The organism is Lysinibacillus sp. OL1, assembly GCF_004332175.1.
GTDB lineage: Bacteria > Bacillota > Bacilli > Bacillales_A > Planococcaceae > Lysinibacillus > Lysinibacillus capsici.
Genome location: NZ_SJDS01000003.1, coordinates 200,916 through 227,031, shown reverse-complemented (window position 1 = coordinate 227,031; position 26,116 = coordinate 200,916). Strand labels below are relative to the sequence as shown.

Genomic DNA, 26,116 nt, shown 5'->3' with positions numbered 1-26,116 from the left:
AGTGACCTCACATCATGACAAAAGCCAAAGCCGCAAGCGGTCTTTGGCTTTTTCACTTTACTGTGTTACTTCTTATTTATCATCTTTTACTTCTTCGAATTCAGCGTCTACAACACCGTCATCTTTTTTACCAGCATCAGTGTCTGCACCTGCATCGCCACCTTGAGCTGCTTGAGCAGCTGCTGCCGCTTGTTCGTAAACTTTCATCACTAGTGGCTGTAATACGCCTTCTAGTTTTTCTTTAGCTGCTTTAATACCTTCTAATTCACCAGCTTCAAGCGCTTTTTTCAATTCATCACGAGCATCTTCCACAGATTTTTTCTCGTCTTCTGTAATTTGCTCACCAAGGTCAGCAATTGTTTTATCCACTTGGAATACTAATTGGTCTGCTTCGTTACGAAGATCTGCTTCTTCTTTACGTTTAGCATCTGCTTCAGCATTAGCTTCAGCATCTTTTACCATGCGTTCAATTTCTTCCTCTGATAAACCAGAATCAGATTGAATCACAATTGTTTGCTCTTTGTTCGTACCAAGATCTTTTGCTTTTACAGATACGATACCGTTTTTATCAATATCGAATGTTACTTCGATTTGAGGTACACCACGAGGTGCTGGTGGAATATCTGCTAATTGGAAGCGACCTAATGTTTTATTGTCAGCTGCCATTGAACGCTCACCTTGTAAAACATGAATATCTACTGCTGGTTGGTTATCAGCTGCTGTAGAGAAAACTTGAGATTTTGAAGTAGGGATAGTTGTGTTACGGTCGATTAATTTTGTGAACACGCCACCCATTGTTTCAATACCAAGTGAAAGAGGTGTTACGTCAAGTAATACAACGTCTTTCACATCACCTGTTAATACGCCACCTTGTACTGCAGCACCCATTGCAACAACTTCGTCAGGGTTAACACCACGGTGAGGCTCTTTTCCTGTTTCTTTACGTACTGCTTCTTGTACTGCTGGAATACGTGTAGAACCACCAACTAAAATAACTTGGTCAATTTCAGAAGTTGACAGACCTGCATCAGATAATGCTTGACGTACTGGTCCTACTGTACGATTTACTAATGGTAAAGTAATTTCGTCAAATTTCGCACGCGTTAAAGAAATTTCTAAGTGTAATGGACCTGCTTCTCCAGCTGTAATGAATGGTAGAGAGATTTGAGTTGATGTTACACCAGATAAATCTTTTTTCGCTTTTTCAGCTGCATCTTTTAATCGTTGCATCGCCATTTTATCTTTTGATAAGTCAATGCCATTTTCTTTTTTGAATTCAGCTACTAGATATTCGATAATTGCGTCATCGAAATCATCTCCACCTAGTTTGTTATCACCAGCTGTAGCTAGTACTTCAAAGACACCGTCACCTAACTCAAGGATAGATACGTCAAACGTACCGCCTCCAAGGTCAAATACTAATACTTTTTGATCTTGATCTTGTTTATCTAATCCATAAGCAAGAGCTGCAGCAGTTGGTTCGTTGATGATACGCTCTACTTCTAGACCTGCGATTTTACCAGCATCTTTAGTAGCTTGACGCTGTGCATCATTAAAGTAAGCAGGAACTGTAATAACTGCTTTTGTCACTTTTTCCCCTAAGTAGTCTTCAGCATAGCCTTTTAAGTATTGAAGAATCATTGCAGATACTTCTTGTGGCGTGTAGTCTTTATCTTCTACTGTTACTTTTTCAGCTGTACCCATTTTTGATTTAATAGAAATGATTGTGTTAGGATTTGTTACTGATTGACGTTTCGCCACTTCACCAACTTGACGTTCACCATTTTTAAAGGCAACAACAGATGGCGTTGTACGGTTTCCTTCTGGGTTTGGAATTACTTTTGGTTCTCCACCTTCAAGTACAGAAACGCAAGAGTTTGTTGTTCCTAAGTCAATACCAATAATTTTGCTCATTAAAATTTCCTCCTATTATGTCAACGCAAGGGATGCGTTTTCTAACTAATTTTAATTGATTAAATAGTGCAAGACTATTCGTTCACAGATACCATTGTTGGGCGTAATACACGATCCTTTAAGATATACCCTTTTTGTAGTTCGCGTAAGACGATACCCGTTTCTTTTTCACTATCTTGTTCTTGCATAACAGCTTGGTGAATCGTTGGATCAAATTGCTCACCTTCAGCTTTAATCACTTGTAGACCTTCTTTTTCTGTTGCTTCAATTAAAGAGCGATACACCATTTCAATTCCTTTAATGATCGATGCAGTCTCTTCAGAAGTTGTCTCAACTTGTAAAGCACGTTCAAAATTATCAAGGACTGGTAATAGATCAGATAGTAAGCTTTGGGCGCGATACTTTTCAGCTGCCTCACGGTCTAACTGATTACGACGGCGCATATTATCGAAGTCAGCACGTAAACGTAGGTGACGATTTTCCTCATCAGCCAGCTTTGCTTGTAGTTCAGCCAGCTTAGCCTCATACTGTTCTTCAATTGATAACTCTGCTTCTTCCTGAACTTCTGTTTGCTCTACTTCCTCAGTTGTCGTTTCAGCTTGTACATCTTCTTGTACTAAATCTTTGTTTTCAGTTGTTTCCGTCACTTGAATCCTCCTCATTATCATTCACTACGATTCTTCATAAAGGCTTGTGTTAAATCCAAGCGCATTACGTCTAATAAAGCCACAACACGCTTATAATCCATACGTGTAGGGCCAATAATAGCAATGGCTCCCTGTTGATCATCACCAATAGAATAGGTAGTGGTAATGACACTGCAATTTTCCATTTCTAGTTGTTTATTTTCTGAGCCTATCCGAATATGAATACCTGATTCATTCGGATGGAAAAGTGACTGCACTTGGCTAGTCGTCTCCATTAAGTCCAAAATCATCCGGACTTTATTTAAGTCATGGAATTCTGGCTGGTTGAACATATTCGTTTTCCCACCATAGAAAATTTTACTTTCTGAATTATGCATTGTTGCTGTGATAAGTGCGCGAATAAAATCATCCGCTGATCGAACATGTTGCTGTAACACGGCTAGCACTTCAGCTTCAAGGCTTTTATGGAGATCTTCTAATGAAACTCCAATAAGGCGATCATTTAAGATATTCACCATTTTCTCTAAATCAGAAGCGGTAAAGTCAGGTGGTAGAGTGAACATGCGGTTTTCTACATGCCCATTATTCGTCACGATAATCGCTACTGCTGTGTCGCTAGAAAGGGGGACAATTGAAAACCGTTTAACACGATGCCTCTGGACATCAGGTCCTAAAAGTATGGAAGTATAAGATGTCAGCTCTGATAAAATGTTGGCTGACTTTCGGATAATATGCTCTACTTCTACTAGTCGATCATTAAAAATTGATTGAATTTGTTGAATGTCCTTGGAATTAATACCTTGAGGACTCAACAAATGATCTACATAAAATCTGTAACCCTTTTCCGAAGGCACTCGACCAGAGGAGGTATGCGTTTTTTCTAAAAAGCCTAATTCCTCTAAATCCGCCATTTCGTTTCGAATAGTGGCTGGACTAAATGTAATCCCTTGTTTTTTGGAGATTTGGCGAGAACCTACCGGCTGCGCAGACACAATAAAGTCGTCTACAATGACTTGCAATATCTGTAACTGCCGATTTGTTAGCATGATTATCACCTCTGTTAGCACTCAACTAAGAGGAGTGCTAATACTATTATTAAGTTATCAAATCCCACATTTTATGTCAACGATATCGCTCAATCTTCTAGCAAAAATTGTTGAAATACTTCATTGCCCACAAAACGTCCTTTTCTTGTCAGGCGTACACCAAGTTCATCCTGTTCTAAAAGCCCCTTTGACACTAGATCTTTTATTACCACATCATAATGGGCAGACATCGGTGTATTAAATTTCTCTTCATATAAAGTGTGCATAACACCCTCTGTTTTTCTTAGCCCTAAAAACATTTGTTCTTCTCTTTTTTCCACTTGTGATACTTCATGTGCGTGGACAATTGGTAGCTCATTTGCCTCAACAGCTTCCATATACTTTTTTAATGGACCATGATTGGAATAGCGTATACCTGCTAAATACCCATGAGCCCCTGCGCCAAACCCCGCATATTCATCATTATCCCAATAAATCTTGTTATGCTCTGAATGATACCCAGGCTTTGCAAAATTACTAATTTCGTATTGTTGAAGCCCATGTAAGGCCATTTGTTGCATCAGCACATCATACATATCCGCTTCTAAATCTTCTGTCGGTAAATACAGTTTCCCTTTAGCATACTGATTATAAAAAATCGTTTTGGGTTCCACAATAAGAGAATAGGCGGAGAAATGTGGCAAATCAAGAGTAAAAGCTTTGGCTAAGGAGTCCTTCCATTGAGCCATTGTTTGTCCAGGTAAACCATACATTAAATCAATGCTAATATTACGGAAGCCAATTTTTCTTGCCAAGGCGATCGTTTCATAGACATGATCATTACTATGAGTGCGTCCAATCTTCTGTAGTAACCCTTGGTCAAAAGATTGTACACCCATGCTTAATCGATTAACACCACCGTCAAACAACACCTGCAATTTGGCTGCAGACAATTCATCCGGATTTGCCTCTGATGTAAATTCTGTCACACTATTCATTGGAATATACGTATGAATAGACGTTAGTAGTTTATCCAATTGCTCAGGAGATAAAGCTGTCGGTGTTCCACCACCCAGAAAAATCGTCTCGATGTTATGGAATTTTTCAGGATGTTTTTCTGTTGTCAAGGCCATTTCTTTTCCAAGCGCTTCTATATATTCATCCACTGGTTGATTTTTAAAATAAAATTTATTGAAATCACAATAATTGCAGATTTGATGACAGAAAGGAATATGAATGTAAACACCTCGTGCCATAGCAATCCCTTCTTTCCCGTTAAGTCTTTTCCATTTCTACATTATAACGAATCGATAGAAGGAACGCTATGAAACCCCATAGGTTCTTTTAATGAATATTGCTTCTGTAATGACAAAACAAACTGCACCTCCGATTATTAGTTAGAATCTAACAATCGAAAGTGCAGAATTTTTCATGTATAAAAAATGATGCCCACAGCCATTCCTAACAGCACCAATAAATAAGGCTGTATTTTCCACCGAATTAAACACCATAAAAAAATAGCCACTATGAAAATATCTAACATGCTAAGGATGGTTTGTGTCACAATAGGATTTACAAAAGCAGCGGCTAGAATGCCAACGACCGCCGCATTCGCGCCTGCCATCGCACCTCTAAGACGTGCAATTCGACTTAGGCTAATCCAAAATGGTAGCGCCCCAACCACTAGCAAAAACGCTGGTAAAAATATTGCAAGAGTAGCAATAATTGCTCCTGGAACGCCTGCAATAACCATACCGATATATGCAGCAAATGTAAATAAAGGTCCTGGAACTGCTTGTGTCATACCGTAGCCAGCTAAAAAATCTGAAGTACTTATTTGACCACTTTGAACAAATTGTGTTTCCAGTAAAGGTAAAACTACGTGACCGCCACCGAATACTAAGGCACCTGCAAGATAAAACTTCTCTATCATGGAAATCCACTCATGATGCCATAAGGCACTTAATATAGGTAAACCTAGGAGTAGCATGAAAAAAAGTACTACTAAAACCGTGCCAGTTGTTTTAGAAATAGGTATAAGAACTAATTTTGAGGTATTACCCTCGTCACTTTTTTTTAGAAGTTGAAAGCCTAAACAAGCAGCGATCAATATTGCTGCGATTTGAGCAAATGGATTTAGCCATGTCAATACTGTTATCATTGTCAATAAAGCAATCAACCAATGCCATTTTGTCGAGAGTAGCTTTTTGCTCATATCAAAAATAGCATGGGCGACAATCGCCACTGCTACTAACTTCAAACCATGAATCCAATCCATCTTTAACTCTGTATACTTGGAGAAATAGGCAAAAAGTATAAGTATCAGAACGGATGGTAAGGTAAAACCAAGAAATGATAGAAAGCTTCCTAACACTCCTCCTCTAAGTAAACCAATTCCCATCCCCACCTGACTAGATGCAGGACCGGGCAAAAATTGACTTAACATAACAAGTTGACCATAATCATGTGCAGAAAGCCATTTACGTTTCTGTACATATTCCTGTTGAAAATAACCTAGATGAGCTGTTGGGCCTCCAAACGAGGTACAGCCCAATTTTAAAGCAACAAAAAAAATCTCCCAAAGCCTTCGCAAACTCTCAACTACTTTCCATATCTTTTATTTCATCTTACACGGAAGGCTATGTTTTTTAGGTTAAGAGTTTGTAAAATTTACTTCATTATTCATCTCTCTTTATTTTAATTGCAGAACCTACTTTACTACCCTCTTTATTGATTGGAATTAAAGTGTATTTTTTTTCTGTTAGATAGAGTGCATCTACACGACTTCCCCACCTAGTACCCTCTTTATTTAATGGATAGGGTGTTGCAAAAGTCCATGATTGTCCAGATTTTGATTGGATTTTAAAGTGTAGCGCATCATTGACAACACTTTCCTCAGTATGAAAATAAATCGTTGTAGAAATAGGTGTGGAGACAACTTTATCAATAGTTATTTCCTGCCGATCAACATGTTTCACTTTTTTATCAATGGAAAAGATTTCACGATCTTGTTGTAATTGCTCTTGTGAAGCATCTACCTGAAATTCCCATGGCTTCTCAATTGGTGTTTCAACATTCCAATCTTTATAACGAATAACTAATTCTAATTGTTCATCAGTCGGAAAATCATCCATTTTAATACTATTGTATATCGTATAGACGTTGGCAGACTTTGCTATGGACTGTCCTCCATTACGAACCATATAATCTTGACCATTGACGAGAATTTGCGGAAAGAAAAACACTTGATGGTCTGGCTTAAACTCTTTTCCAGGTTCGAAAGTTGCATTCAGTAAAATTTGATTGTCATCTATAATCACTTCATTTAATGTTAACCGTCCTAAGCTATTGCTAGCTGTTTTCCCCACATCCGTTTTATAGGCTTCAAAATTCACATCCTGATCCCACCACAAATACAGCGTCGATCCACTAGCAATCATTAATAAAAGGATCACAATAATAAGCCATTTCTTACTTCTCCGATTTTCCTTATCCAAATCCACAACTCGAATCATATCATTGGACAACCGTACACCTCATTTTTATAAAAATCGTTATGATTCATTGTAGTGCTCAATCATGCATTATATAACCTTCTATGTTGAAGATTCATTATGTATAAAAGGATTTACATCCCTTTATGTAGATGACGAACTTTATTGACTTCACGCATTAAATAGTCCACAAAGAGATCATCTCTTACTAGCCATGCTTGTTTATTTCGCTTTAAAAACCACTCTGCTTCATTAAAGCTCGCAAAGGATTGTGTCAGTGGCATGTTATTTTTTTCAATTATCCAATCAACCTCATCGTTTGAAGAAAGCACGAACATTTCATCTTGCTGATTTTTATAGAAACTCCCAAACGTAGACCCTTTTACATTATAGCGATTTCTTTTAGCATCCTCTGGAATAGGCTCTATATGGAATGTTGCCACTACATACTGGTTGTAAGCTTCCACCGTTAATGAGCAGCCAGCAGCCTTTTGATGCCCACCTCCACCATATTTGGCAGCAATTGCTGACACATCAATATGATCATGGATTGTTCGAAAGGATATCTTTTTACTGCCCATATTAATCATCGCAATATAATCAAGATGCGGATTTTCCTTTCCCAATTCATTGCCAAGTTCAGAAAGATAGGATTCTGCATAGACAACCCCAGCATAGTATTCACCCAAAGTGGTTTGAATAAGTTCCCGTTTCTTACGCCGAATGTAACGTTCTGTTTTTTCTTCTTCCATGCTTAAAATTTTCTTTTCAAAATCATCGAAGTCAAAGTGATCACTTGTTTTTAAACGCTCAAGCATCTTCTCTTCAAACTCTTCAATAGACACTAGAAAAAAGAGTGCATTTAATCTTTGCGCTTGTAAATTGCCGTTCTTTTCCCATTCCCATGTATCGTATTGTCTTACTAACTCTACAAATTCAGAAACGGCTTCTGTTTTTTCTAATAGTCCATGGATAACCAGGTATTGATAATATAAAGATGTAGCTGACGTTAAAAAGCCTTGCTCGTCCTCAATTAATACTTTTCCCCATTCATATTGATTGAAATGGAGTGCTGTCTTATGATGATCCAGCAATTGCACATTACCAGTCGCCTGATAATAATCATGAATCCTTTTTTCATTCTCTTCATTTGGAGAAAGATCTGTAATAAACAAAAATGTTTTCTGTTGCTCATTCTCCAAAAAGAATTCGATTTCGCGATCAAGTGCAGTAATGGAATTGTAGCGTATCTTCACCTCATCGTTAAAAGCAAGCTTGGCTAAAATCCCACACCCTACTCCGTCTAAATCGTTATGTGATAATAATTTATACATGCTCTCACCTCGATTGTAGTATGAGTATTTTTTCGGTATTCAAACAGCTAATGACGTTCAATACGTAACACCATTGATATTGTTTTTCAGATAACATACATTAAAACCATATATCTTTAGGATGAAAGGGGACACAGTGAATGAAAAGGAAACTAGCTTATAGTGGAATCGGATTTATTTTGTCTTTGTTTTAAACCTTTGTAATTGTAATTAAATTCTTTTATTCTTGCGAAATTTTCTCTAATTGGGCGATCACTTTATCGTATGTTGCCAATTTAATTTGTTCTAGCACTTTAATCTGAGCCTGTTGTCTTTCAGCTTCCATCATTATCAAAGTTGTTTCTACATTCATTTCCCTCTGCTCCTTCTACATTAAAATAGGTTATTTAGAATCTCTATTCAAAATCTCCTTGATTAACCCAAAATATTTCATCCAATGTCGCATTCACTGTATAGCAAATCAGTAAACAAAGCTTCAAGGATGGATTAAAACTCCCCTTCTCTATCCGTAGTACAGTCTGTCTTGATATTCCTACTGCATCGGCTAATTGTTGTTGTGTCAAATCTGCTTTGACACGTGCAATTTTTACATGATTTTTCATATATTAACCTCCATATATATGGAGTAAAATATAGTTTACTTTATGTAAATTATATATCACATATATTTTAAAAATAATATCTAATGTTACACCTATTTAGTAGAACAGAATATACTTCGTAGTATAAAAGAAAATAAAATAATTGGTATATTTATGGTAATTAAATATTTTTTATGTTAGAATTTTCCATGAATGGTTTTGGTATATCAACCGTTCCCGAAATATCAGAAAAGAATGGGGGTCTTAAATGAAAAAATCAGTCCTACTTAGAGTATTGGCATTTATAGCCGTATTGCTTATCCTTTTTTCAGATGGGATACAAACCTATGATTTTCTTATCCTATTGTTTGCTGTTTTCTTTATAGGTACCCCGTGGTACAAATTTTTCAAAAAAAAGTAAATTTAAATTTAGGAGGAATAGTAAATGAAGAAAAAATTGATCTTTTTTGTAATGGTTATGTTTTTAGCATTTCAACCCCTATCTGTAAATTTAGGTGCTTTAGCTAAAGAAAAAAATGAAACTACTGACACTACTGATTGTAATAGTTGCTCACAACAAGCACCTTTGCAAATTGAAAAGAATGGTTTCCTTAATGACTCAGTAGTTGTAAATGAAGTGAAACAGGATTTAGATATTGCAGAGAATTTCACACATAGTGAATACAGTAGAGAAGACTTTGATTGGCAAAATACTGAGTATATGGATTACGGTAAGAATAAAGATGGTTTGATGATTCCTTATAAAAAGAACAATGAAAGTTTTGATATTCGATTATTGACTACTTATGATAAAACCACTGGTGAAGTTGGCGAATTTATCATTATGAAATCAACTTTAGATATAGAGAATAATGAAATCAATGTTACTTATGCAACATTAAACAATGAAGACATGCTTGGTATGACTCTTGAAGTAGGTACAAATAAAGTAATTGATAAACAAGTTTATTTCGATGAAAATTCAGAAGTTTCCCTTTTATCAACCAATAGTGCTAAAGCAGGTTATTGGAGTGATTCATGGGAATGCTTAAAAAACTATTGGTATGATGCCCCTGAACTAACAAAACAAATTTGTAGTGCCGCATGTGCGTCAGTAATATTTGGTGGCAATGTTGTAGGTGCTGTTGCGTGTGCTAGTTGTTTAGGTTCTCATGTTATGGTATGTCTAATCCATTAATAGTTAATTAAAAATCCCCTTCTATGGACGTTTAAAAGGTAAACCGATAATAAAATTGTTTAATATTATTATAAAAATATAAGAGCCTTGCTACACTCTAGCGTGTAGTAAGGCTCTTTAAAGTTGTTTAATTCTTATTGAACTAAAGCACCCTGTTAGTTGAAGAACTAATTTTACGAAATAATTCCTTTATAATTGTTGTATAGTACTATATTATTCCGCATGTTCTTTCATTATTTTATCAAGTGCTTTAAGATAAGCATCTTTATTTTCCTTACTTAACTCATAAAGTGCATTATCCCAATTTTCCCCATCTACACCCGATAAATGTGGAGTACTTTTTAGTACAGCTTCTTGCATATTCGGTTTATCCTCTTTACTAGCGTCTTTAATAAGCTTTGTTGCTTTTCTTGCATCTGTAACCCCTACTTGTATGTCTTTGTGAATGTCTTTGTATTTAACAGGAACATTTATATATTCCATATTGTCTAAAATCTTATCCATCTTGATTGCTGTTTTTAAAATATCTTTTTCTTTTTCTTTTTCTTTGTCTTCCATAGCTTTCATCGAGTTTACTATGAATATCTTAAAAATATCACTCAAGCATTTGCCAACTACTCTAAGCAATCATGGAATATTGGCAAAATGGCTCAGATGAATAATCGTTTTTTAATTAGCCTGAGAAATAAGTTATTAAAATTAACACCACAAGTAATGATTCAAAAACAAGCACAGCATGTCTATAATTTTGAAACCACAAAATAAGGAACTCTTAAAATCTGCACTTTCTTTTTGCAGATTTTTTCTTTTAACTAGGCAAATAGATAAAAAGTAATAGCTATTAAAGTTTTTCTTATAATAATATCATCATCCTTTTTCATTTTAAGATATTTCTTTAAAAATCAAGCTACAGTAACATAGTTAGAATTTGTCAATAAAACTTAGATTTTTCAGAAATGTCTATAAATATTTTTTCAGTAAAATATAATCACCATCTCTGCTAAAATATGCTATTATACCTTTAGTATAATGTCCTATTTTTATGGAAGTAAAAATAGAGGAAATATGAACTATAAAAGGATGATGAATATGCAAAATATCCAACAATTATTCCAGAGCGAAGATGGAAATATCCAACAAAGAGAGAATTTTTTATCCCTATTAGAGAAAATTGTTTCCTCATTAGATGAATTAAAGAACCCAAATAAGACAACTCTTGGTCCAATGAAAGAGCGATCTGCTAATTTTTATCAAGAGCTTATGCAAGAGCATCAAGTGCCAACAACTGGGATTGGACTAGATCAAGTTGTAAAAGAATTGACACATTTAATGCAAGGACACCCTTATCATACACGTAATTTTGTAACAAATGTTTTACCAATGGCAAGTATTCCTGGAGTGTTAGGACAGTTTACAAATGCGCTATTGAATGGCAATAATTTATGGGATGTTTATGGTCCTGCTGCAGCTGAGTGTGAGGTTAAAGTAGTCGCAATGATGTCTAAATTAGTAGGCTATGATTATACAAAAAGTTTTGGCTACACAACATGGGGTGGACAAGGTGCTGTTTTCAGTGGACTTCGTCTTGCCATTGCAAAACAATTCCCACAAGCAAAAGAAGATGGTGTTCCTACTAATTTATATTGCTTTGCTTCAGAGAATGCCCATTACAGTCTTTTAAAATCAGTAGAAGCAGTGGGTATCGGCAGTAAACATTTAGTGCGTGTAAAAGCGGGTAAAGATCATTCGATGGATGTGGAGGACTTACGAGCACGTATGACAGAAGTCATCGAAAATGGCGGTATTCCTGTCTATGTAGTAGCGACAACAGGTGCTACTGATCAATTTGGTATTGATGATGTCCAAGCCATCAAAGTAGTCACAACAACCCTTGAGAAGAAATACAACTTACAACCAGTACATATTCATGCTGATTCGGCTTTAGGTGGTTTTTATGCCTTCTTCAATGATTATGATTTTAATAAAAATCCACTCCAATTCGAGGCAGAGGTTTTACAAGGATTAGCACAAATCCATGAACGTATGCAACATCTAGCCATTGCAGATAGTCTTTGCTTTGACTTCCAAAAGCTTGGACAAACACCTTATTTAACTAGTCTATTCTTAATTAAGGAAGGTAAAAGTTTACAGCTACTAGATATTGAGGACTTTGATACGCCATATGTAGGCAATCGTGGCTATGGCTCTTATCATACTGGCTATACATTAGAATGCTCTCGTATGGGTAGCTCCATTGCAATTTTTGCTGCATTACAGGCATTCGGCAAAGAGGGCTATCAACAACTATTAGCTAATTATGTACGAGTGAATTTAGCGTTCCGTGCTCAATTAGCTGATAAAACACCAATGTTACAAGTGGTGAATGAAATGAATATCGGTCCTGTAACAGCTTTCCGTTTGTATCCAGATGGGCTGAATTGGCAAGCTGAACAAGCTGGTCATTATACACAAGATCAAATTGAACATATTAATGGCATCAACGCTTCATTCTTTGAAATTATTGGAGAAGGTCGAGACGAAGTATTCTTTGGTGACACAACACGAGTTTGCACCGTTCATACAAGTGATACAACACAACATGTTCCAGTTGCAGCGGCAAAATTCTTCTCAATTTCACCTTATACGGAGACAGCGCATATTCCTGATATGATTCAATTCTTACAGCAAAAGCTTAAAGTACTGGAGGCGTCTCACATTGCGTATCGTCACTAAATTTAAGAGCTCTTTACTCTATAAATATATAGCCAGTTTCACCATTCCAATAGCGATTATTTCCTTGCTCTTTAGTATTGTGTTATTTGCCGTTTCTTACCGCATTATTGACAACTTTGTTATTAAACAATTTGAATCTACTTTAGAGATTACATCGACAACGATTTTTGAAGATATTGAGAAAAATGATGTAAAGGCAGCGGATAATGGTAGCCCTGACAAATACAAAAAGCTTTTAGATCAATTGAATGCAACGGTTAAAAAATATGATGTTGAAAACGCCTATATCCTTTCTAAAGCAAATGGTAAGGAACATATCGTCGCTCTAAGTAATACCGACAATCATCAGCAAGATTATGTATTTAGTGAAGAAATGCATGAAGCCGTAGCTACTGGTAATACACAAACAAGTGATATTTATAAGGATGAGTATGGTATCCACAAATCCATCTTTATCCCATTTAAAGATACAGATATTATTTTCGGTTTAGATATGGATGCCTCCTTCATCGCTGAACTTCAAACGGAAACACTATGGATCTGTATTATTCTTACAGTTATATTTATTATTTTTGGCGTGATCGTTGCTTACTTTATTAGTGTAGGTATTACGAAGCCAATCAAAAAAATGACTCGCTATGTCAGTCAAGTTGCACAAGGTGATTTAGCCGTCGAACCTCTCCAAATAAAAGGGTCCAATGAAATTGCCCAGCTGTCTTCAGGGATAGAAAATATGACGGAAGATTTACGCTCGTTGATTCATCAAATCGCCCAAAATGCTGAACAAGTGGCCGCCATGTCGGAGGAATTAACAGCAAGCTCTGAACAGACAAGTGCATCCATTCAGCAAATAACCTCTTCTATGCAAGAGGTTGCAGCGGGTTCGGAAAAGCAGACCTCTTCGATTGAAGAAGTAGATAGTCATATTACAACCATCTCAAACAAAATGTCAGAGGTAGTGACAAGTGTAACCGATGTTACAGATAAGGCATTCCAAGCATCTGCTATATCAGAAAAAGGCAACACAACGATCCAAGATGCTACTGAAAAAATGGCTGTAACATCTCAGGCTATTCAAGAGTCAGCAGCTGTAGTAGAACGTTTAAGCACATACACAAATGAAATTGGGGATATTGTGACATTGATTACCCAGATTACGGATCAAACGAATTTACTTGCATTAAATGCTTCGATTGAGGCAGCGCGTGCAGGCGAACACGGTAAAGGCTTTGCAGTTGTAGCGGAAGAAGTCCGTAAATTAGCCGATCAATCATTGGAGGCAACTAACAGTATTCGAACACGCATTGAAACGATTAAAGAGGAATCTTCACAAGCCGTCAAATCAATGGCTATCAGTAGCAGTAATCTTGCCGAAAGCTCCACAACATTCAATGCATCCGGAGAGGCATTTGCTGAAATCTATGCCCAAGTCACTGCACTGACGAGAGAAATGGACCATGTCAATAACGTGATGTCCAATATCAATGAAGGTGTTAGTAGTATTGCTAGTTCTGTTGAACAAGTGGGGGTTGTAGCTGTACAAGCTTCAGGCAATATTCAAAACGTAGCAGCTGCCTCTGAGGAGCAATCCGCAAGTATTGAAGAAATAACCGCTTCTTCGAACAACTTAGCTGAAATGGCGCAACAGCTTCGCAATATTATTCAAAAATTCAAGTTATAAAATATAACTAATCCGCTATCCTAATTATGAGATAGCGGATTTTTCCATCCATAAAAAAACTTCTACCGTAGTGGTAGAAGTTTATGCAATAATACTCTTCACAACTTTTGAAATAACGGCACCTTCAGCCTGACCTGTCAGCAATGGTTTTGCAATTTTCATCGCTTCTCCCATGTTCATTCCTTTTCCAACACCAGCTGCCACTAATTTCTCTGCAATTTCTTCTTCTGATAATTGCTTTGGTAAAAATGATCTCAAAAGTGTCAATTTGGCTTCCTCTTTTTCAATCAGGTCTGCTCGCCCTGCCGTTTGTGCACCTTCTAAAGCTTGATTTGTTTGTTTGACCTCTCGATTAATAATAGCTATTTCTTCGTCAGCTGTTAAAGCCTCTCCCTTTTCTTTTTCAGCTAAGTCTAATGCTGACTTTAAAAGGGATAATACACCCTTCGCTAACGTATCTTTTTCTCTCATTGCCGTTTTTAATTGTTCAAATACTTCAGTTTTTAACAATGATCTCACTCCTTCTAACCGTCTATATCAAAAAAATTATATCATAAAAATCATGAAGGATTATAGTTCGTTGCATCTGCTAACTTTACTTTATAGTGTAATATTCCCTTTAACTCGCCTTGATAAGAAAAAATGCCTTGCTGAATTAATTGGCGTAGACGATAGTCAATCCATTCAACCTCTCTCAATTCCTCCATATGCCCCATTACCTCTCCAATTAACCTAGCTGCAACTTGATAATGAATTTCCTCTTGTTCTTCCTGTAAACGTTTCGCACAGGCAATGATCAAGTCATCTTCTCTATCTTCGTTGTTATTGCCCCAAAGTTCATGGTATTTCCAGGTATGTATGCAGTGATAATCATCCATTAACAGGTTTAGCCCTTCTTTGCATAGGGAGTGCCTCAATGCCTCTTTTAATGGCCGTGATTGGAAATGCTCATAAAAATAACATAAATCCTCTGCTCTGACTTCACCAGTTGATCTTGGATAATGATCCTCTGCTAACTGTGGTAAAGTATACAACTCATGAAATAACTGAAAAGTATCTAATACATAGATATCATTTGTTTTCTGTTTGAGCATCGCCAAAACGAGTCGAAGTCCTATTTGCTCATGAGCATTTTGACAAGTCCAAACGATTATATCCTGATGAGGGGGAATATTTTTAATTTTCTCTATTGCTTCCTTCATCTCCCGCTCACCTATCATCAATCCATCGTCTTCTATTAAATAGCGCTGTTCCAACCATTGAAAACGAGCTTCAATTCCGTCCCGTGTATGTACATCTTTCAAAGGACCAACAGAAAAATTACCTGGCACAACAATAATCTCCTCGGACTTAGCATAGTCAGGATTACGAAAGGCTGCTTTCAAGCTCCCCCCAGGTGAATGACCGAATACAATATGCACCGTTTGTACCTTTGAAGGATCCCGCTCCTCGGCTTGTTGTAATAAAAACTGTAACATGCTGTCTCTTGACTGTTCATTTATTAAAGTTAAAAGCAGCATCTTCTTTGCATCAGCTTCACTCAGTCGTTGTATTGACTTTTTTAGTTGATTGATCTTCTTCATCATCTGTACTCCTTTATTTCAAAACACCTAGCCTTATCATACCTCTTTATTACCTCAAATTACTAATTTAGTTAGTTTTAATGATATGTTACTACTATTGCTAGTGAATTCTTTAATCTGGGCGGAGGCACTTCTTTTGAGCGACTTGCTCACTTTTTGGAGCAGGACAATGTATGAACTATTTTCTCCAGAGCTAAAAACACTCATGTCCCTATAAAAAAACATACTACACGTAGTAGCTCAACTACGACGGTAGTATGTTATTTAATCAACATTCGTTAAAAATACTTTTCCTTTTTTAGTTCCCTCAACAGCATCGATCGCCTTATGGATATCCAATAATGGATAATGAGCATGTACATTCATCATTTTTAAGGAGCCATCCTGTACAAGGTATATAAGCTGTTGCATCGTTTGTTGCCATTTTTCAATTGACGTCTGACGTTGCCAATGGCGTAAATGAAACATCCTCGCTTGTACCTTTGCTTCCTTCACAATGTTTGTCCAATTTACCTGAATACCCGATAAAAGGCCAATAGCTAAAAAAATACCCTCGGGCTTTACGCAGAAGGCAAGCTGATTGCCAGCCTCTCCACCAATCGAATCAATTGCTGCATCTGCTCCCTTACCATCTGTTAATGCCATAACGGTTTCGTAAAGTGGCATTTGAGAGGTATCAATGACAAATGCTGCCCCAAGTTGCAGTAATTCTTCAGTATGCTGATTATTTCGTGTCACTGCAATAAGTCGATAGCCTAGCAATTTCGCAAGTTGAGCATAAAGATGTCCAATGGCAGAACCACAAGCATTTACTAATAAGACATCGTTTGCTTGTAAATTAAGTACCTCTGAGCATGTTACGAAGGCTGTAATTGGATTAATATACATTTGTGCTGCTGTAAAATCATCCATCGTGTCAGGAATAGTCACTGCAAAATCTGCTTGCGTTTTCACTACTTCCTGCCAAGTTCCCTCCCCCCTTAACGGTAATACGCGCTGACCAATAATCTTTGGTGAAACAAGCGGTCCAACAGCTTCTATTATTCCTACTCCCTCATAGCCAGGGATAGTTGGTAAAGTGATTCTATGAGCATATTTCCCCCATATTGGGATTAAATCTGAGGGATTAATCGGTCTGGCTAGCATGCGAACAAGAATTTCTTGACCTTGAGGAGGCTCGATTGTTTTATTCTCTAGCCTTACAACCTCTTGCGGATTTCCAAATTCATAAATTTTTAGGCATTTTGCTTTCAACGATTCTAGCTCCTTTATTCATTCCGTATAAAACAACATCATACCAGGAGCATCTATTTCACGTTCCTTAAAGCCAAGCTTCTGGTAGAAAGGTTGTTTACCTTTGGCACAAAATAATTGAACCCATTTTATATTTTCTTTCTGACATTGCTCTAAAAGAGCATCCATCACCATTGTGCCAACTCCTTTTCTTTGATAATCAGGGTGCACCATCACATCACAGATAAATGTTTGATAGATACCATCAGAGATAATACGTCCATAGCCAATTAGATTGCCTTCATCATATATAGATGTACTGAACCAGCTATTACAAATAGCCTTGTATAATTGTTCATACGTATACTGCCCTTTTGCATTCCAGCCAGTTGTTTGGTGCAATGCTTTATACGAGTCTATCGTCGGATTTGTTTCTTTGATTATATACATATAACACCCTCCTTATTTTGAATAAATATACAAAAAAATATATATTTAATCAACAATAAGTTTATGATATTAAAGTTGCAGAAGCGTTAATTGACCTTTTTCATCCATATTTAATTGTAAAGCTTCGTCTATTTCAATACTAATTGGACTGATAACTGCTTTCTTATCAGAAAAATACCACAGACGTCCTCTCGGTCCTAATAGGATATTGGCTCCGTCTTCATAGTTTCCTAGAAAATTAAGGCCATCCAGTTGAATTTCCTTGTTTGCTATAGGGTTTATAGCATATTTCTTTAATTTTTCAGCAATTGTTTGAATGTCATCTGACGTTAAATTGATTTCTCCAATATGTAACACTTGCTCTACAGAAAAATTAACTTCAGCATGTTTTGGATTTATTTCCTGTCTTGAAATAAGCTCCACTATATTGCCTTCTGGATCGTAGAAATAGCATGCATATGCTTTTAAAAACTCAAAATAGACTTCATCCTGCCCCTCTGAATCCAGCAAGCCTACATGCTCTTCTGCCCAAATCTTTGCCTGTTGAAATAAGTTACTAGGAATATTTAATGCAAAATGATACTGCTTTGGCATTTTAGAAGACAACTTTTCAAATGTCATCCTGCTTTCCCCCATGGCTATTGTAAAATAGTCAGCTGTTCTTTCTAACAAAGTAAAGCCTAACAAATCAACATAAAACTGCTCCATTTTTTGCATATCATAGGCATATAATTTTACCTTCGTAATCTTCATCTTTAAGCACCCCTTTACCCTCCCTACTATACAAGCAGCTGATAAGAATGGCTTCATGCAAAAGAATGAAGTTTACTTTCGTGTAGTTAAAGCCGCTCTCGGTCTCCCCTGCTATTTGGCTGCGATATCACGAGGAATTCTACATCTTCTTGTGAATCGTTTCGCATTTGATGTGGTACATGTGGAGGTACTTCAATTCCGTCATGCTGCTTTAACTCAATTCTTTGATCATTCAGTTCTATTGTAGCTGTGCCTGAAAGAACAAAGAAAAACTGCTGTGCATGATGGTGATAGTGATTTACCTCAGCTGTTTGAGCAGGCATTCGCTCATGTATCACACTAAGCTCCTTATTTTGAACAAGATGCCAGCCATCACACTGTGCACCCCATTGATAGTGTTGTGCTAATGCTTTGTTAATTTTTATCCTTACACCTCCTTTCCTGCTTTAGAGGAGGGATATCCATCATTCTTGTTAATTTCCCTCATTCAATAAATTCAGCTAGGCTAATTTTCCTTTTTTGAAAATCTGCACGGATAGCCTGTAACTCGGCTTCTAACTTTAAGGCACCTGCTTCAACTCCCCTATAAATTACTAGCGGGGGCTGTTCTAAAGCCCTTCTCGCTTGTGAATAATCATAAGATAATAATTTTTTTAGCAACAATAATGTCTTTAGTTTATCTTTTCCGTCCCCAGTAATAGTTAGTTCATAGTACGCTACAGAACTTTCTTCAGGCAACATGTCTTCTAAACCAGGTGGAATCAGTACACTTTCAAGGAACAAAATTAAATTGTCATAAGCCATGGAAAAATGCCAACTGCCTGTCCCATGAAGAGCGGTAAAAACAGCCGTATCACCTCTTGATAGATCCAGACAATAGGGATCGCCTTCATCTGTGGCAATGACTAAATAATCATGTGGCCAATCCTCAATCATCTCATCTGTCACCGGATTATAATTATAGCCCTCCTGCCCACGTATTAAATCTCTTGCGCCATAGATATTTAGATTAATATAATCACCTGTAGCCCATGTAACCCTTTCAACAACATAATGTCTCAAAAAATAAACATACTCTGCTGGCAATGACCACCCACCATCCACAAATTGGCTAATATCCTCTTCTGATTGATGATAAAAAACCATGGGATAGGCTGACTCCCGCTCCTGAAGCTCATCAATAAAATCATGCATTTGCTGTAATACTGCATCGAGTTTCTTTTCTGAATCTTTCAATGGAATTCTCTCCTTTTGATGACCAAGTGTCTTTCTTGCATTTTAACATACCCCATCATTAACCAAATAAGGGGAACATGTTATAATCATTAAAATAGACTGGTAGTATGCATAACGTGAACAAAAATAACGGATGGGAGCGATCTGTCATGCAACATACGAATGAACAGATAATACAGCAAGCCAACACGGAATTTTTGAAAGCACTTCGCTATTTAGATTATGGCAAGGTAAAACAAGGGGAAGCATGTCTCAAACAAGCCACCCATTTGGCAAATCTGCTGAATGACCATATCACATTTATTCGTGCTGCCATTTGTTATGGAGAGTTGCTATGGCACGCTGAAAAATATGATGCCTCCGATCATTGGTTACAGCTGGCACTTGATCGATTGACCGCAGTACAGCAAGATATAAATGACTTACTAGATGTGGATGTGCATCGAGCTCGATCCCTACTAAACCACCAACGACATCCATTATAAGGAGCAAGCAATCATGAAATTACTTATTAGACGTCCAGAACAGTCGGACATCCAGGCGTTACACGAATTCTTTGATCTTGTCATTCGGGATACTTATAAAAAAGAAGGGATTGCCGAGCTAGTGGACGATCAACAGGATGAATGGGAAACGAAAAAACAGTATGTAGCAATGGACTTAGAAAGCCAGGGCAAAAAAAGATTTTTCTGGTTAGCTTTAAATGAAGAAACCCATGACATAATAGGTACTATCGAATGCGGTGAAGCCAACGAAATCATTCAACAAACGATCAAAGAAGAACTATTCAATTGTCTAGAAATCGGTACCCTTTTTGTTCATCCTGACTATCAAAATCGTGGGATCGGCACCATACTACTACAGAAAATGCTCCTAACGTTAGAAAATCGAAGGGTTCCTAGTTTTTGTTTAGATAGTGGATATAAACAAGCGCAAATGATCTGGCAGAAGAAATTTGGACAGCCTGATTTTATCCTTGAAAACTATTGGGGAGCAAATAGTCACCATATGATATGGAAACGAACACTACCATTTCGAATATAGAAGTAAAAAATGCTCTATCCGATTACACAAGAACTTTATGTAAAAAACAAATCTTTAGTCAATAACATGCTTTATGCATACAATATAAAACACTTTCCAAAAGATTTACAGGGTCGTTATTAGGAGATACACACAAGCTTCGTGGTTTAGGGTATGACAAATTACAATGAATATTCAGTATGATTTCCACTTAGCTTTCAAGTGTTACCATCTGATGAAAATATCCTAATAACAATTTACGGGACTCTCGATATGTGGGATAAGACTCTAAAAAAGACTTTAGATCAGTATGATGATTGGTAAGCAATAAAGAGATTATAAATGCTAATACTTATTATGTTTGGAGGGGAATGAAATGTTAAAATTCATTGATGATTTAGCTGGTGCGGTTTTCGATGTTTTTATGTTGTTTTGTTATTTCTTTGCAGGCGTAATAATTGTAGGAGTCCCCATTTTTTTATTAGCCAAGTTTTTCCTATTGTTTCACTAAATTTCAAACAGGTTGGTCCCACTATAAAAGGAATCACTATAAATAGTGATTCCTTTTATGACGAATACACTCAATATTAGGCTAAATATTTTGCTGCTAGTTCTCAGGTACTTATGGGCGAGACAATGCTATTATTTAATAAATTTATCATAGAACCGTTTGAGCATCGTTGCCATTTGTTGTCTTGTGAGTGTATCTGTAGGATTCATACACTTGCCATCGCCTCGTATAACTCCCTCTTCAATGGCCCACTCCCAATCTTCTTTATGTGCTGGTGATACCCTAGCATTTGATTTTATCCCAACTAATAACTCTTTCATTTCAGTAAGTTCCTGTTTTAGTTGTTTATTTTCTTTCTTTAATTCTTCATACTGAGAAAATGCTATTTCCTTCTTCTTATCAGTATCTGTGAACCAGGATAAAGACTTAGATCCATTTAATTGGTTTAAATCTACAGTTCCTTTAATACCTGCTACAATCCCTTTGTCTGTGTACTGCCATAAGTCACAAGCAAAGTTTGGCTTTAGTCCCGGTGAGCTAGAGCCACTATAGCGAGGAATCCACAGGAAATCATAATTTTTAACGGTATCCATCAGATAAGGTTTGTAAAAATGATGGCCTGTATATAGCCCGACTTTTACAGTCTTACTTTTTAAATAATCAATAAACACCTGTGTGCCTTGTACGATATTTTGGACACTAGCACCAAAGCTTTCTTCGATATCTACAACATAAAATAGCGGATTATAGTTTTTTGCTCTGTTATAGAAGTCTTTTGCTTGTTCCAATGCCTCAGTACCATTTTTAAAGGTAACATAAATATAAACACCAAAAGGTACCTTGTACTTAATACATGCTTCTATATTTTGAACGTATTTACGGTCAATTGTGCTTGTACCATATTGTGTGCGGATGATAGCCAAATCAACATCTTTAACCGCTTCAGACCAATCAATATCTCCTTGATGATGTGAAATGTCTATGATATAACTCATACAATTTTCTCCTCCCTAAAAATAGTAAATAAATTATGAATAGCGACAAACCCATTGCTTCAAGCATTATTTAGAATCATTCATTAAATAAAGTTATGTAGATTATTTTAGTCCTTATAGGTTCTTCATTTACCGATTTTTAGTGGTCAGATAATTAATAAGACAGAGCACATTTCACATAGTCGAATTAACTCTAAAAAAATAGCGGCTTTATATCAAATATTTACTTTGTAATTAAGTGCTAATTCATCCCCAGGTAACCCTCTTATTCCCCAATTATGTTTAGGCGTTTCAAAAATTGTAATTTCAACATCTTGAGGTGAAATATTTAATTGGTTATTTATGCGTTCAAATAGTAGCTTTACTAATTGTTTTTTAGCTTGAATCGTTCTTTTTCCAGCATTCGAATAGCTTCTAAGATTATCCCTCTGAAATTACTCATTTTCTCCCTCTCATTAATGGAATCTCTATCTAAATAAGGACTGTAGAATTATTTAAGCTTGTTCATCTAACCTGCCCCGTTTTCCATCCATGTAACACAAAATAGATACTACACCAAAGAAAATGGAAGATTTTCACGTTCTTTCATTGGAGTTTAACAACACTTCTTTCTTTATGTATGGCTCTCTAAAAAACAAAAATAACGGTAATGCCAGCGATAAACCAACTGTAAACAAAGTTAATAGACATATCCACTTTTCTTTAATGTTATACTTTCTTGACTCATTAAACATAAAGATTATAAAAACAAAGCATGAAATAAAAAAGTCAACAGCGAAGAAGGTCGATATCGAGTTTGCAAATAATAAATCTACTAATAACCCTAAATCAAATCCGTTTTTGTTCAAGAATTGCACCAAAAAATAATACGGGAATACTGTGCCGATAATCGCAAATAACAAGTACACGTTTCTCATTTAAATTAAACTCCCCCTCTCTATGATTTTTCACAAATATTATACTTCTTAATTAATCTCTTTTAGTTTAATAATACCTCATAAATAATTAATTTAAATAAATATTTCCATATATGATAATTAATTATAGATTAACATTTAAAATTTTAATATTATAAACTATATATTCCAAGAGAATATTGTGAATTATTTCTAACACTAAGAAAAGGTGGATTGATTATGAATTCAATATATAAGCCATTAATTTTAGCGGTGGTAGTAGGGGTATATGTATATATAGCCAGTAAAAGTGATAATAATGTGATATCAAATTTTGTCATACTTTATCTTATAATTACAATAGTTTATTTATTATTCAGAAAAATTGAAGAGAAAAGAAAAAGAGTAAGGAGAAGATAACTTAATTAAAAGTAGGAGATTCGAGACTCTGTGAAAAGATTCACTGTAAATTAGCCAACTATCTGAAAAAAAAGCAGCTGATAGTAGCCAAATACCCAGTTACTCAATAAATACGAGTATCTGGCATTATTATTAACGATGCTAACTGAAAATGGACAACCAATAAAAACAAGTCAAAAAGATTAGGACATAGCAGATCAGCAATTACTGAAGACCGCTATGTCCATTTAACACAGAAGATGGCAAGAGATGCTGCCTATATTTTTGATGCCATCGCTAAAGATTTTTAAATTGCTTGCACAATTTCAATGCGGTGGCAAATGGTGGCAATCTCCACCCACCTGATACAAGACTATTTGCTTAAATCCTTATAAACCCTGATTATATCAAACTTACTTCGAATCATCCATTTTCAGCACAGCCATGAATGCCTCTTGAGGGACTTCGACTGAGCCTACTTGTTTCATACGTTTTTTACCTTCTTTTTGTTTATCAAGAAGCTTTCGTTTACGAGAAATATCTCCCCCGTAACATTTCGCTAATACGTTTTTACGGATGGCTTTAATTGTTGAACGCGCCACGATTTTTTGTCCAACTGCTGCTTGAATTGGTACTTCAAATTGTTGGCGTGGAATTAATTCTTTTAATTTTTCTACGATGATTTTGCCTCGATCGTAGGCAAAGTCACGGTGTACGATAAAGCTTAGTGCATCGACTTGCTCACCATTTAATAAAATATCCATTTTTACTAATTTCGATGGCTGGTAACCAATAAGTTCATAGTCGAATGATGCATAGCCCTTTGTATTTGATTTTAAATAGTCAAAGAAATCATAGACAATTTCTGATAATGGCATTTCATAAATAATACTTACGCGCGACGTATCAATATAATCCATTGTCATGAAATTACCACGCTTCATTTGACAAAGTTCCATAACCGCTCCCACATAATCATTTGGTACCATGATGGTTGCTTTCACATATGGTTCCTCGACACGATCGATTTTTTGTGGGTCTGGCATAAAGGATGGATTATCAACTTTAAGCTCGGTACCATCTGTCATATGAACGTTGTAAATTACGGAAGGTGCTGTTGTAATTAAGTCGATATTAAATTCACGCTCAATACGCTCCTGAATAATTTCCATATGTAGTAATCCTAAGAATCCACAGCGGAAACCAAAACCAAGTGCTTGCGATGTCTCTGGCTCATATTGTAGAGCAGAATCATTTAACTCTAGCTTTTCTAACGCTTCACGTAAATCGTTGTACTTGGCTGTATCAATTGGATACAAACCACAGTAGACCATTGGGTTCAAACGGCGATAACCAGCTAATGGCTCAGCTGCAGGTCGATTTGCATAGGTTACAGTATCCCCTACACGTGTGTCTCCTACATTTTTGATAGATGCAGTTAAATACCCTACATCCCCCACTGTTAATTCAGCCTGTGGCACAACTTTTGGTGTATGTACCCCAACTTCAATAACTTCGAATTCCGCACCGGTTGCCATCATGCGAATTTTATCGCCAGGCTTGACAGTACCATTAATGACACGAATCGAAATGATAACACCTTTATAAGCATCGTAAACAGAGTCAAAAATTAAAGCTTGTAGTGGAGCATCTGGATCACCAGTTGGTGCAGGTACCTTCTCTACGATTTGCTCTAAAATATCCTCGATACCAATACCTGCTTTTGCAGAAGCTAAAACTGCTTCAGAGGCATCTAATCCAATAACGTCTTCTACTTCTTGACGTACACGTTCAGGGTCAGCTGCAGGTAAATCAATTTTATTGATTACAGGTAAAATTTCTAAGTCATTGTCAAGTGCTAAGTAAACATTTGCTAGTGTTTGTGCTTCAATCCCTTGTGCTGCGTCCACAACTAAAATGGCACCCTCACAAGCAGCTAAACTACGTGATACTTCATATGTGAAATCGACGTGTCCTGGTGTGTCGATTAAATGGAATGTATACACTTCGCCGTCTTTTGCTTCGTACTTTAATTGAACTGCATTTAACTTAATTGTAATGCCTCGCTCACGCTCTAAATCCATTGAGTCGAGGAGCTGTGCCTTCATCTCACGGGAAGTTAAAGATTTTGTTTGCTCTAAAATACGGTCAGCAAGCGTTGATTTCCCATGGTCAATATGTGCAATAATAGAGAAATTTCGTATATTCTCTTGTCGTTTTAAACGTGCTTCTCGGTTCATCTTTTCCACTCCTAATTAAACTATAATGAATTATACTATGAACGTTACGCAAAGTACAACAGCAACTAGACTTGAAAGCCTATAATATCAATACTTTCAGTGTTTCACATCGTTTTTAAATTTTACAGTATTAAGGATGTAAATACAGAGAAATCTGCTACGGTAGCACACGATGTGTGACAATATAGAT

Annotated in this window: 25 protein-coding genes and 2 pseudogenes; 6 read left to right on the top strand and 21 right to left on the bottom strand. The window is 36.4% G+C overall.

Annotated elements, in window-relative coordinates; all coding sequences use genetic code 11:
* Nucleotides 1–72: 72 nt before the first annotated feature.
* The 9 genes from dnaK to EW028_RS08270 form a co-directional block, all read right to left on the bottom strand.
* Nucleotides 73–1,914, bottom strand: coding sequence for a molecular chaperone DnaK (gene dnaK, locus EW028_RS08305; RefSeq protein WP_131520547.1), 1,842 nt, complete (start codon nt 1,912–1,914; stop codon nt 73–75).
* 74 nt (nt 1,915–1,988) lie between these two features.
* The gene (grpE, locus tag EW028_RS08300; RefSeq protein WP_131520546.1) at nt 1,989–2,561 is read right to left on the bottom strand and encodes a nucleotide exchange factor GrpE; all 573 of its coding nucleotides are present in this window, start codon (nt 2,559–2,561) and stop codon (nt 1,989–1,991) included.
* A 17-nt stretch (nt 2,562–2,578) separates the two neighbouring features.
* Complete coding sequence (gene hrcA, locus EW028_RS08295) at nt 2,579–3,607, bottom strand: heat-inducible transcriptional repressor HrcA (protein ID WP_131520545.1); 1,029 nt, start codon at nt 3,605–3,607, stop codon at nt 2,579–2,581.
* Nucleotides 3,608–3,696: 89 nt separating this feature from the next.
* Entirely contained in the window at nt 3,697–4,842 is a 1,146-nt protein-coding gene (gene hemW / locus EW028_RS08290; RefSeq protein WP_131520544.1) for a radical SAM family heme chaperone HemW, read from the bottom strand.
* Nucleotides 4,843–5,015: 173 nt separating this feature from the next.
* The gene (gene chrA, locus EW028_RS08285; RefSeq protein WP_193767349.1) at nt 5,016–6,200 is read right to left on the bottom strand and encodes a chromate efflux transporter; all 1,185 of its coding nucleotides are present in this window, start codon (nt 6,198–6,200) and stop codon (nt 5,016–5,018) included.
* Between the two features lie 64 nt (nt 6,201–6,264).
* A complete protein-coding gene (locus EW028_RS08280; RefSeq protein WP_131520542.1) occupies nt 6,265–7,113 on the bottom strand; it encodes a DUF4179 domain-containing protein in 849 nt (282 codons plus the stop codon).
* Between the two features lie 101 nt (nt 7,114–7,214).
* A complete protein-coding gene (locus tag EW028_RS08275; RefSeq protein ID WP_131520541.1) occupies nt 7,215–8,414 on the bottom strand; it encodes a DHH family phosphoesterase in 1,200 nt (399 codons plus the stop codon).
* 220 nt (nt 8,415–8,634) lie between these two features.
* Entirely contained in the window at nt 8,635–8,766 is a 132-nt protein-coding gene (locus EW028_RS25835; protein ID WP_255501587.1) for a hypothetical protein, read from the bottom strand.
* 43 nt (nt 8,767–8,809) lie between these two features.
* A complete protein-coding gene (locus EW028_RS08270; RefSeq protein WP_054550090.1) occupies nt 8,810–9,016 on the bottom strand; it encodes a helix-turn-helix transcriptional regulator in 207 nt (68 codons plus the stop codon).
* Nucleotides 9,017–9,440: 424 nt separating this feature from the next.
* Here EW028_RS08270 and EW028_RS25580 point away from each other — a divergent pair, with 424 nt between their 5' ends.
* Entirely contained in the window at nt 9,441–10,193 is a 753-nt protein-coding gene (locus EW028_RS25580) for a hypothetical protein (protein ID WP_227744900.1), read from the top strand.
* Nucleotides 10,194–10,406: 213 nt separating this feature from the next.
* Here the strand turns inward: EW028_RS25580 and EW028_RS08255 are convergent.
* Nucleotides 10,407–10,742 (bottom strand): annotated as a pseudogene (locus EW028_RS08255) (hypothetical protein); the annotation flags it as partial.
* Between the two features lie 540 nt (nt 10,743–11,282).
* Between EW028_RS08255 and EW028_RS08245 the strand changes: the two are divergent.
* Nucleotides 11,283–12,926 (top strand): pyridoxal phosphate-dependent decarboxylase family protein, encoded by a 1,644-nt coding sequence (locus EW028_RS08245; RefSeq protein ID WP_131520540.1) that lies wholly within the window; start codon nt 11,283–11,285, stop codon nt 12,924–12,926.
* A complete protein-coding gene (locus EW028_RS08240; RefSeq protein WP_131520539.1) occupies nt 12,910–14,607 on the top strand; it encodes a methyl-accepting chemotaxis protein in 1,698 nt (565 codons plus the stop codon). Before EW028_RS08245 ends, EW028_RS08240 begins: the two co-directional genes overlap by 17 nt.
* Before the next feature lie 81 nt (nt 14,608–14,688).
* Here the strand turns inward: EW028_RS08240 and EW028_RS08235 are convergent, their stop codons facing one another.
* The 7 genes from EW028_RS08235 to EW028_RS08205 form a co-directional block, all read right to left on the bottom strand.
* Nucleotides 14,689–15,117: a GatB/YqeY domain-containing protein gene (locus EW028_RS08235; protein WP_131520538.1), complete on the bottom strand. Its 429-nt coding sequence runs from the start codon at nt 15,115–15,117 to the stop codon at nt 14,689–14,691.
* Between the two features lie 50 nt (nt 15,118–15,167).
* Nucleotides 15,168–16,190: a DUF1835 domain-containing protein gene (locus tag EW028_RS08230; protein ID WP_131520537.1), complete on the bottom strand. Its 1,023-nt coding sequence runs from the start codon at nt 16,188–16,190 to the stop codon at nt 15,168–15,170.
* 264 nt (nt 16,191–16,454) lie between these two features.
* Nucleotides 16,455–17,444 (bottom strand): zinc-dependent alcohol dehydrogenase family protein, encoded by a 990-nt coding sequence (locus EW028_RS08225; protein ID WP_131520536.1) that lies wholly within the window; start codon nt 17,442–17,444, stop codon nt 16,455–16,457.
* Nucleotides 17,445–17,462: 18 nt separating this feature from the next.
* Entirely contained in the window at nt 17,463–17,873 is a 411-nt protein-coding gene (locus EW028_RS08220) for a GNAT family N-acetyltransferase (RefSeq protein ID WP_036076278.1), read from the bottom strand.
* Nucleotides 17,874–17,942: 69 nt separating this feature from the next.
* Nucleotides 17,943–18,626 (bottom strand): VOC family protein, encoded by a 684-nt coding sequence (locus EW028_RS08215; RefSeq protein ID WP_131520535.1) that lies wholly within the window; start codon nt 18,624–18,626, stop codon nt 17,943–17,945.
* Between the two features lie 86 nt (nt 18,627–18,712).
* Nucleotides 18,713–19,051: a cupin domain-containing protein gene (locus tag EW028_RS08210; RefSeq protein ID WP_131520534.1), complete on the bottom strand. Its 339-nt coding sequence runs from the start codon at nt 19,049–19,051 to the stop codon at nt 18,713–18,715.
* 58 nt (nt 19,052–19,109) lie between these two features.
* Nucleotides 19,110–19,862 (bottom strand): SMI1/KNR4 family protein, encoded by a 753-nt coding sequence (locus tag EW028_RS08205; protein ID WP_131520533.1) that lies wholly within the window; start codon nt 19,860–19,862, stop codon nt 19,110–19,112.
* Nucleotides 19,863–19,969: 107 nt separating this feature from the next.
* Here EW028_RS08205 and EW028_RS08200 point away from each other — a divergent pair, with 107 nt between their 5' ends.
* The 3 genes from EW028_RS08200 (at nt 19,970) to EW028_RS25830 (ending at nt 21,396) form a co-directional block, all read left to right on the top strand.
* Nucleotides 19,970–20,347: a hypothetical protein gene (locus tag EW028_RS08200; protein ID WP_227744898.1), complete on the top strand. Its 378-nt coding sequence runs from the start codon at nt 19,970–19,972 to the stop codon at nt 20,345–20,347.
* 13 nt (nt 20,348–20,360) lie between these two features.
* On the top strand, nt 20,361–20,906 hold the full coding sequence (locus tag EW028_RS08195; protein ID WP_131520531.1) for a GNAT family N-acetyltransferase: 546 nt from the start codon (nt 20,361–20,363) through the stop codon (nt 20,904–20,906).
* A gap of 355 nt (nt 20,907–21,261) precedes the next feature.
* Nucleotides 21,262–21,396, top strand: a complete 135-nt coding sequence (locus tag EW028_RS25830) for a hypothetical protein (protein WP_004226973.1) — start codon at nt 21,262–21,264, stop codon at nt 21,394–21,396.
* A 131-nt stretch (nt 21,397–21,527) separates the two neighbouring features.
* Here the strand turns inward: EW028_RS25830 and EW028_RS08185 are convergent, their stop codons facing one another.
* The 4 genes and pseudogenes from EW028_RS08185 to lepA form a co-directional block, all read right to left on the bottom strand.
* On the bottom strand, nt 21,528–22,391 hold the full coding sequence (locus EW028_RS08185; RefSeq protein WP_131520530.1) for a GH25 family lysozyme: 864 nt from the start codon (nt 22,389–22,391) through the stop codon (nt 21,528–21,530).
* A 215-nt stretch (nt 22,392–22,606) separates the two neighbouring features.
* Nucleotides 22,607–22,783: pseudogene (locus EW028_RS08180) on the bottom strand (tautomerase family protein); the annotation flags it as partial.
* A 183-nt stretch (nt 22,784–22,966) separates the two neighbouring features.
* Entirely contained in the window at nt 22,967–23,308 is a 342-nt protein-coding gene (locus EW028_RS08175; protein ID WP_131520529.1) for a DUF2834 domain-containing protein, read from the bottom strand.
* Nucleotides 23,309–24,099: 791 nt separating this feature from the next.
* A complete protein-coding gene (gene lepA, locus EW028_RS08165) occupies nt 24,100–25,926 on the bottom strand; it encodes a translation elongation factor 4 (RefSeq protein ID WP_004226914.1) in 1,827 nt (608 codons plus the stop codon).
* Nucleotides 25,927–26,116: the final 190 nt, after the last annotated feature.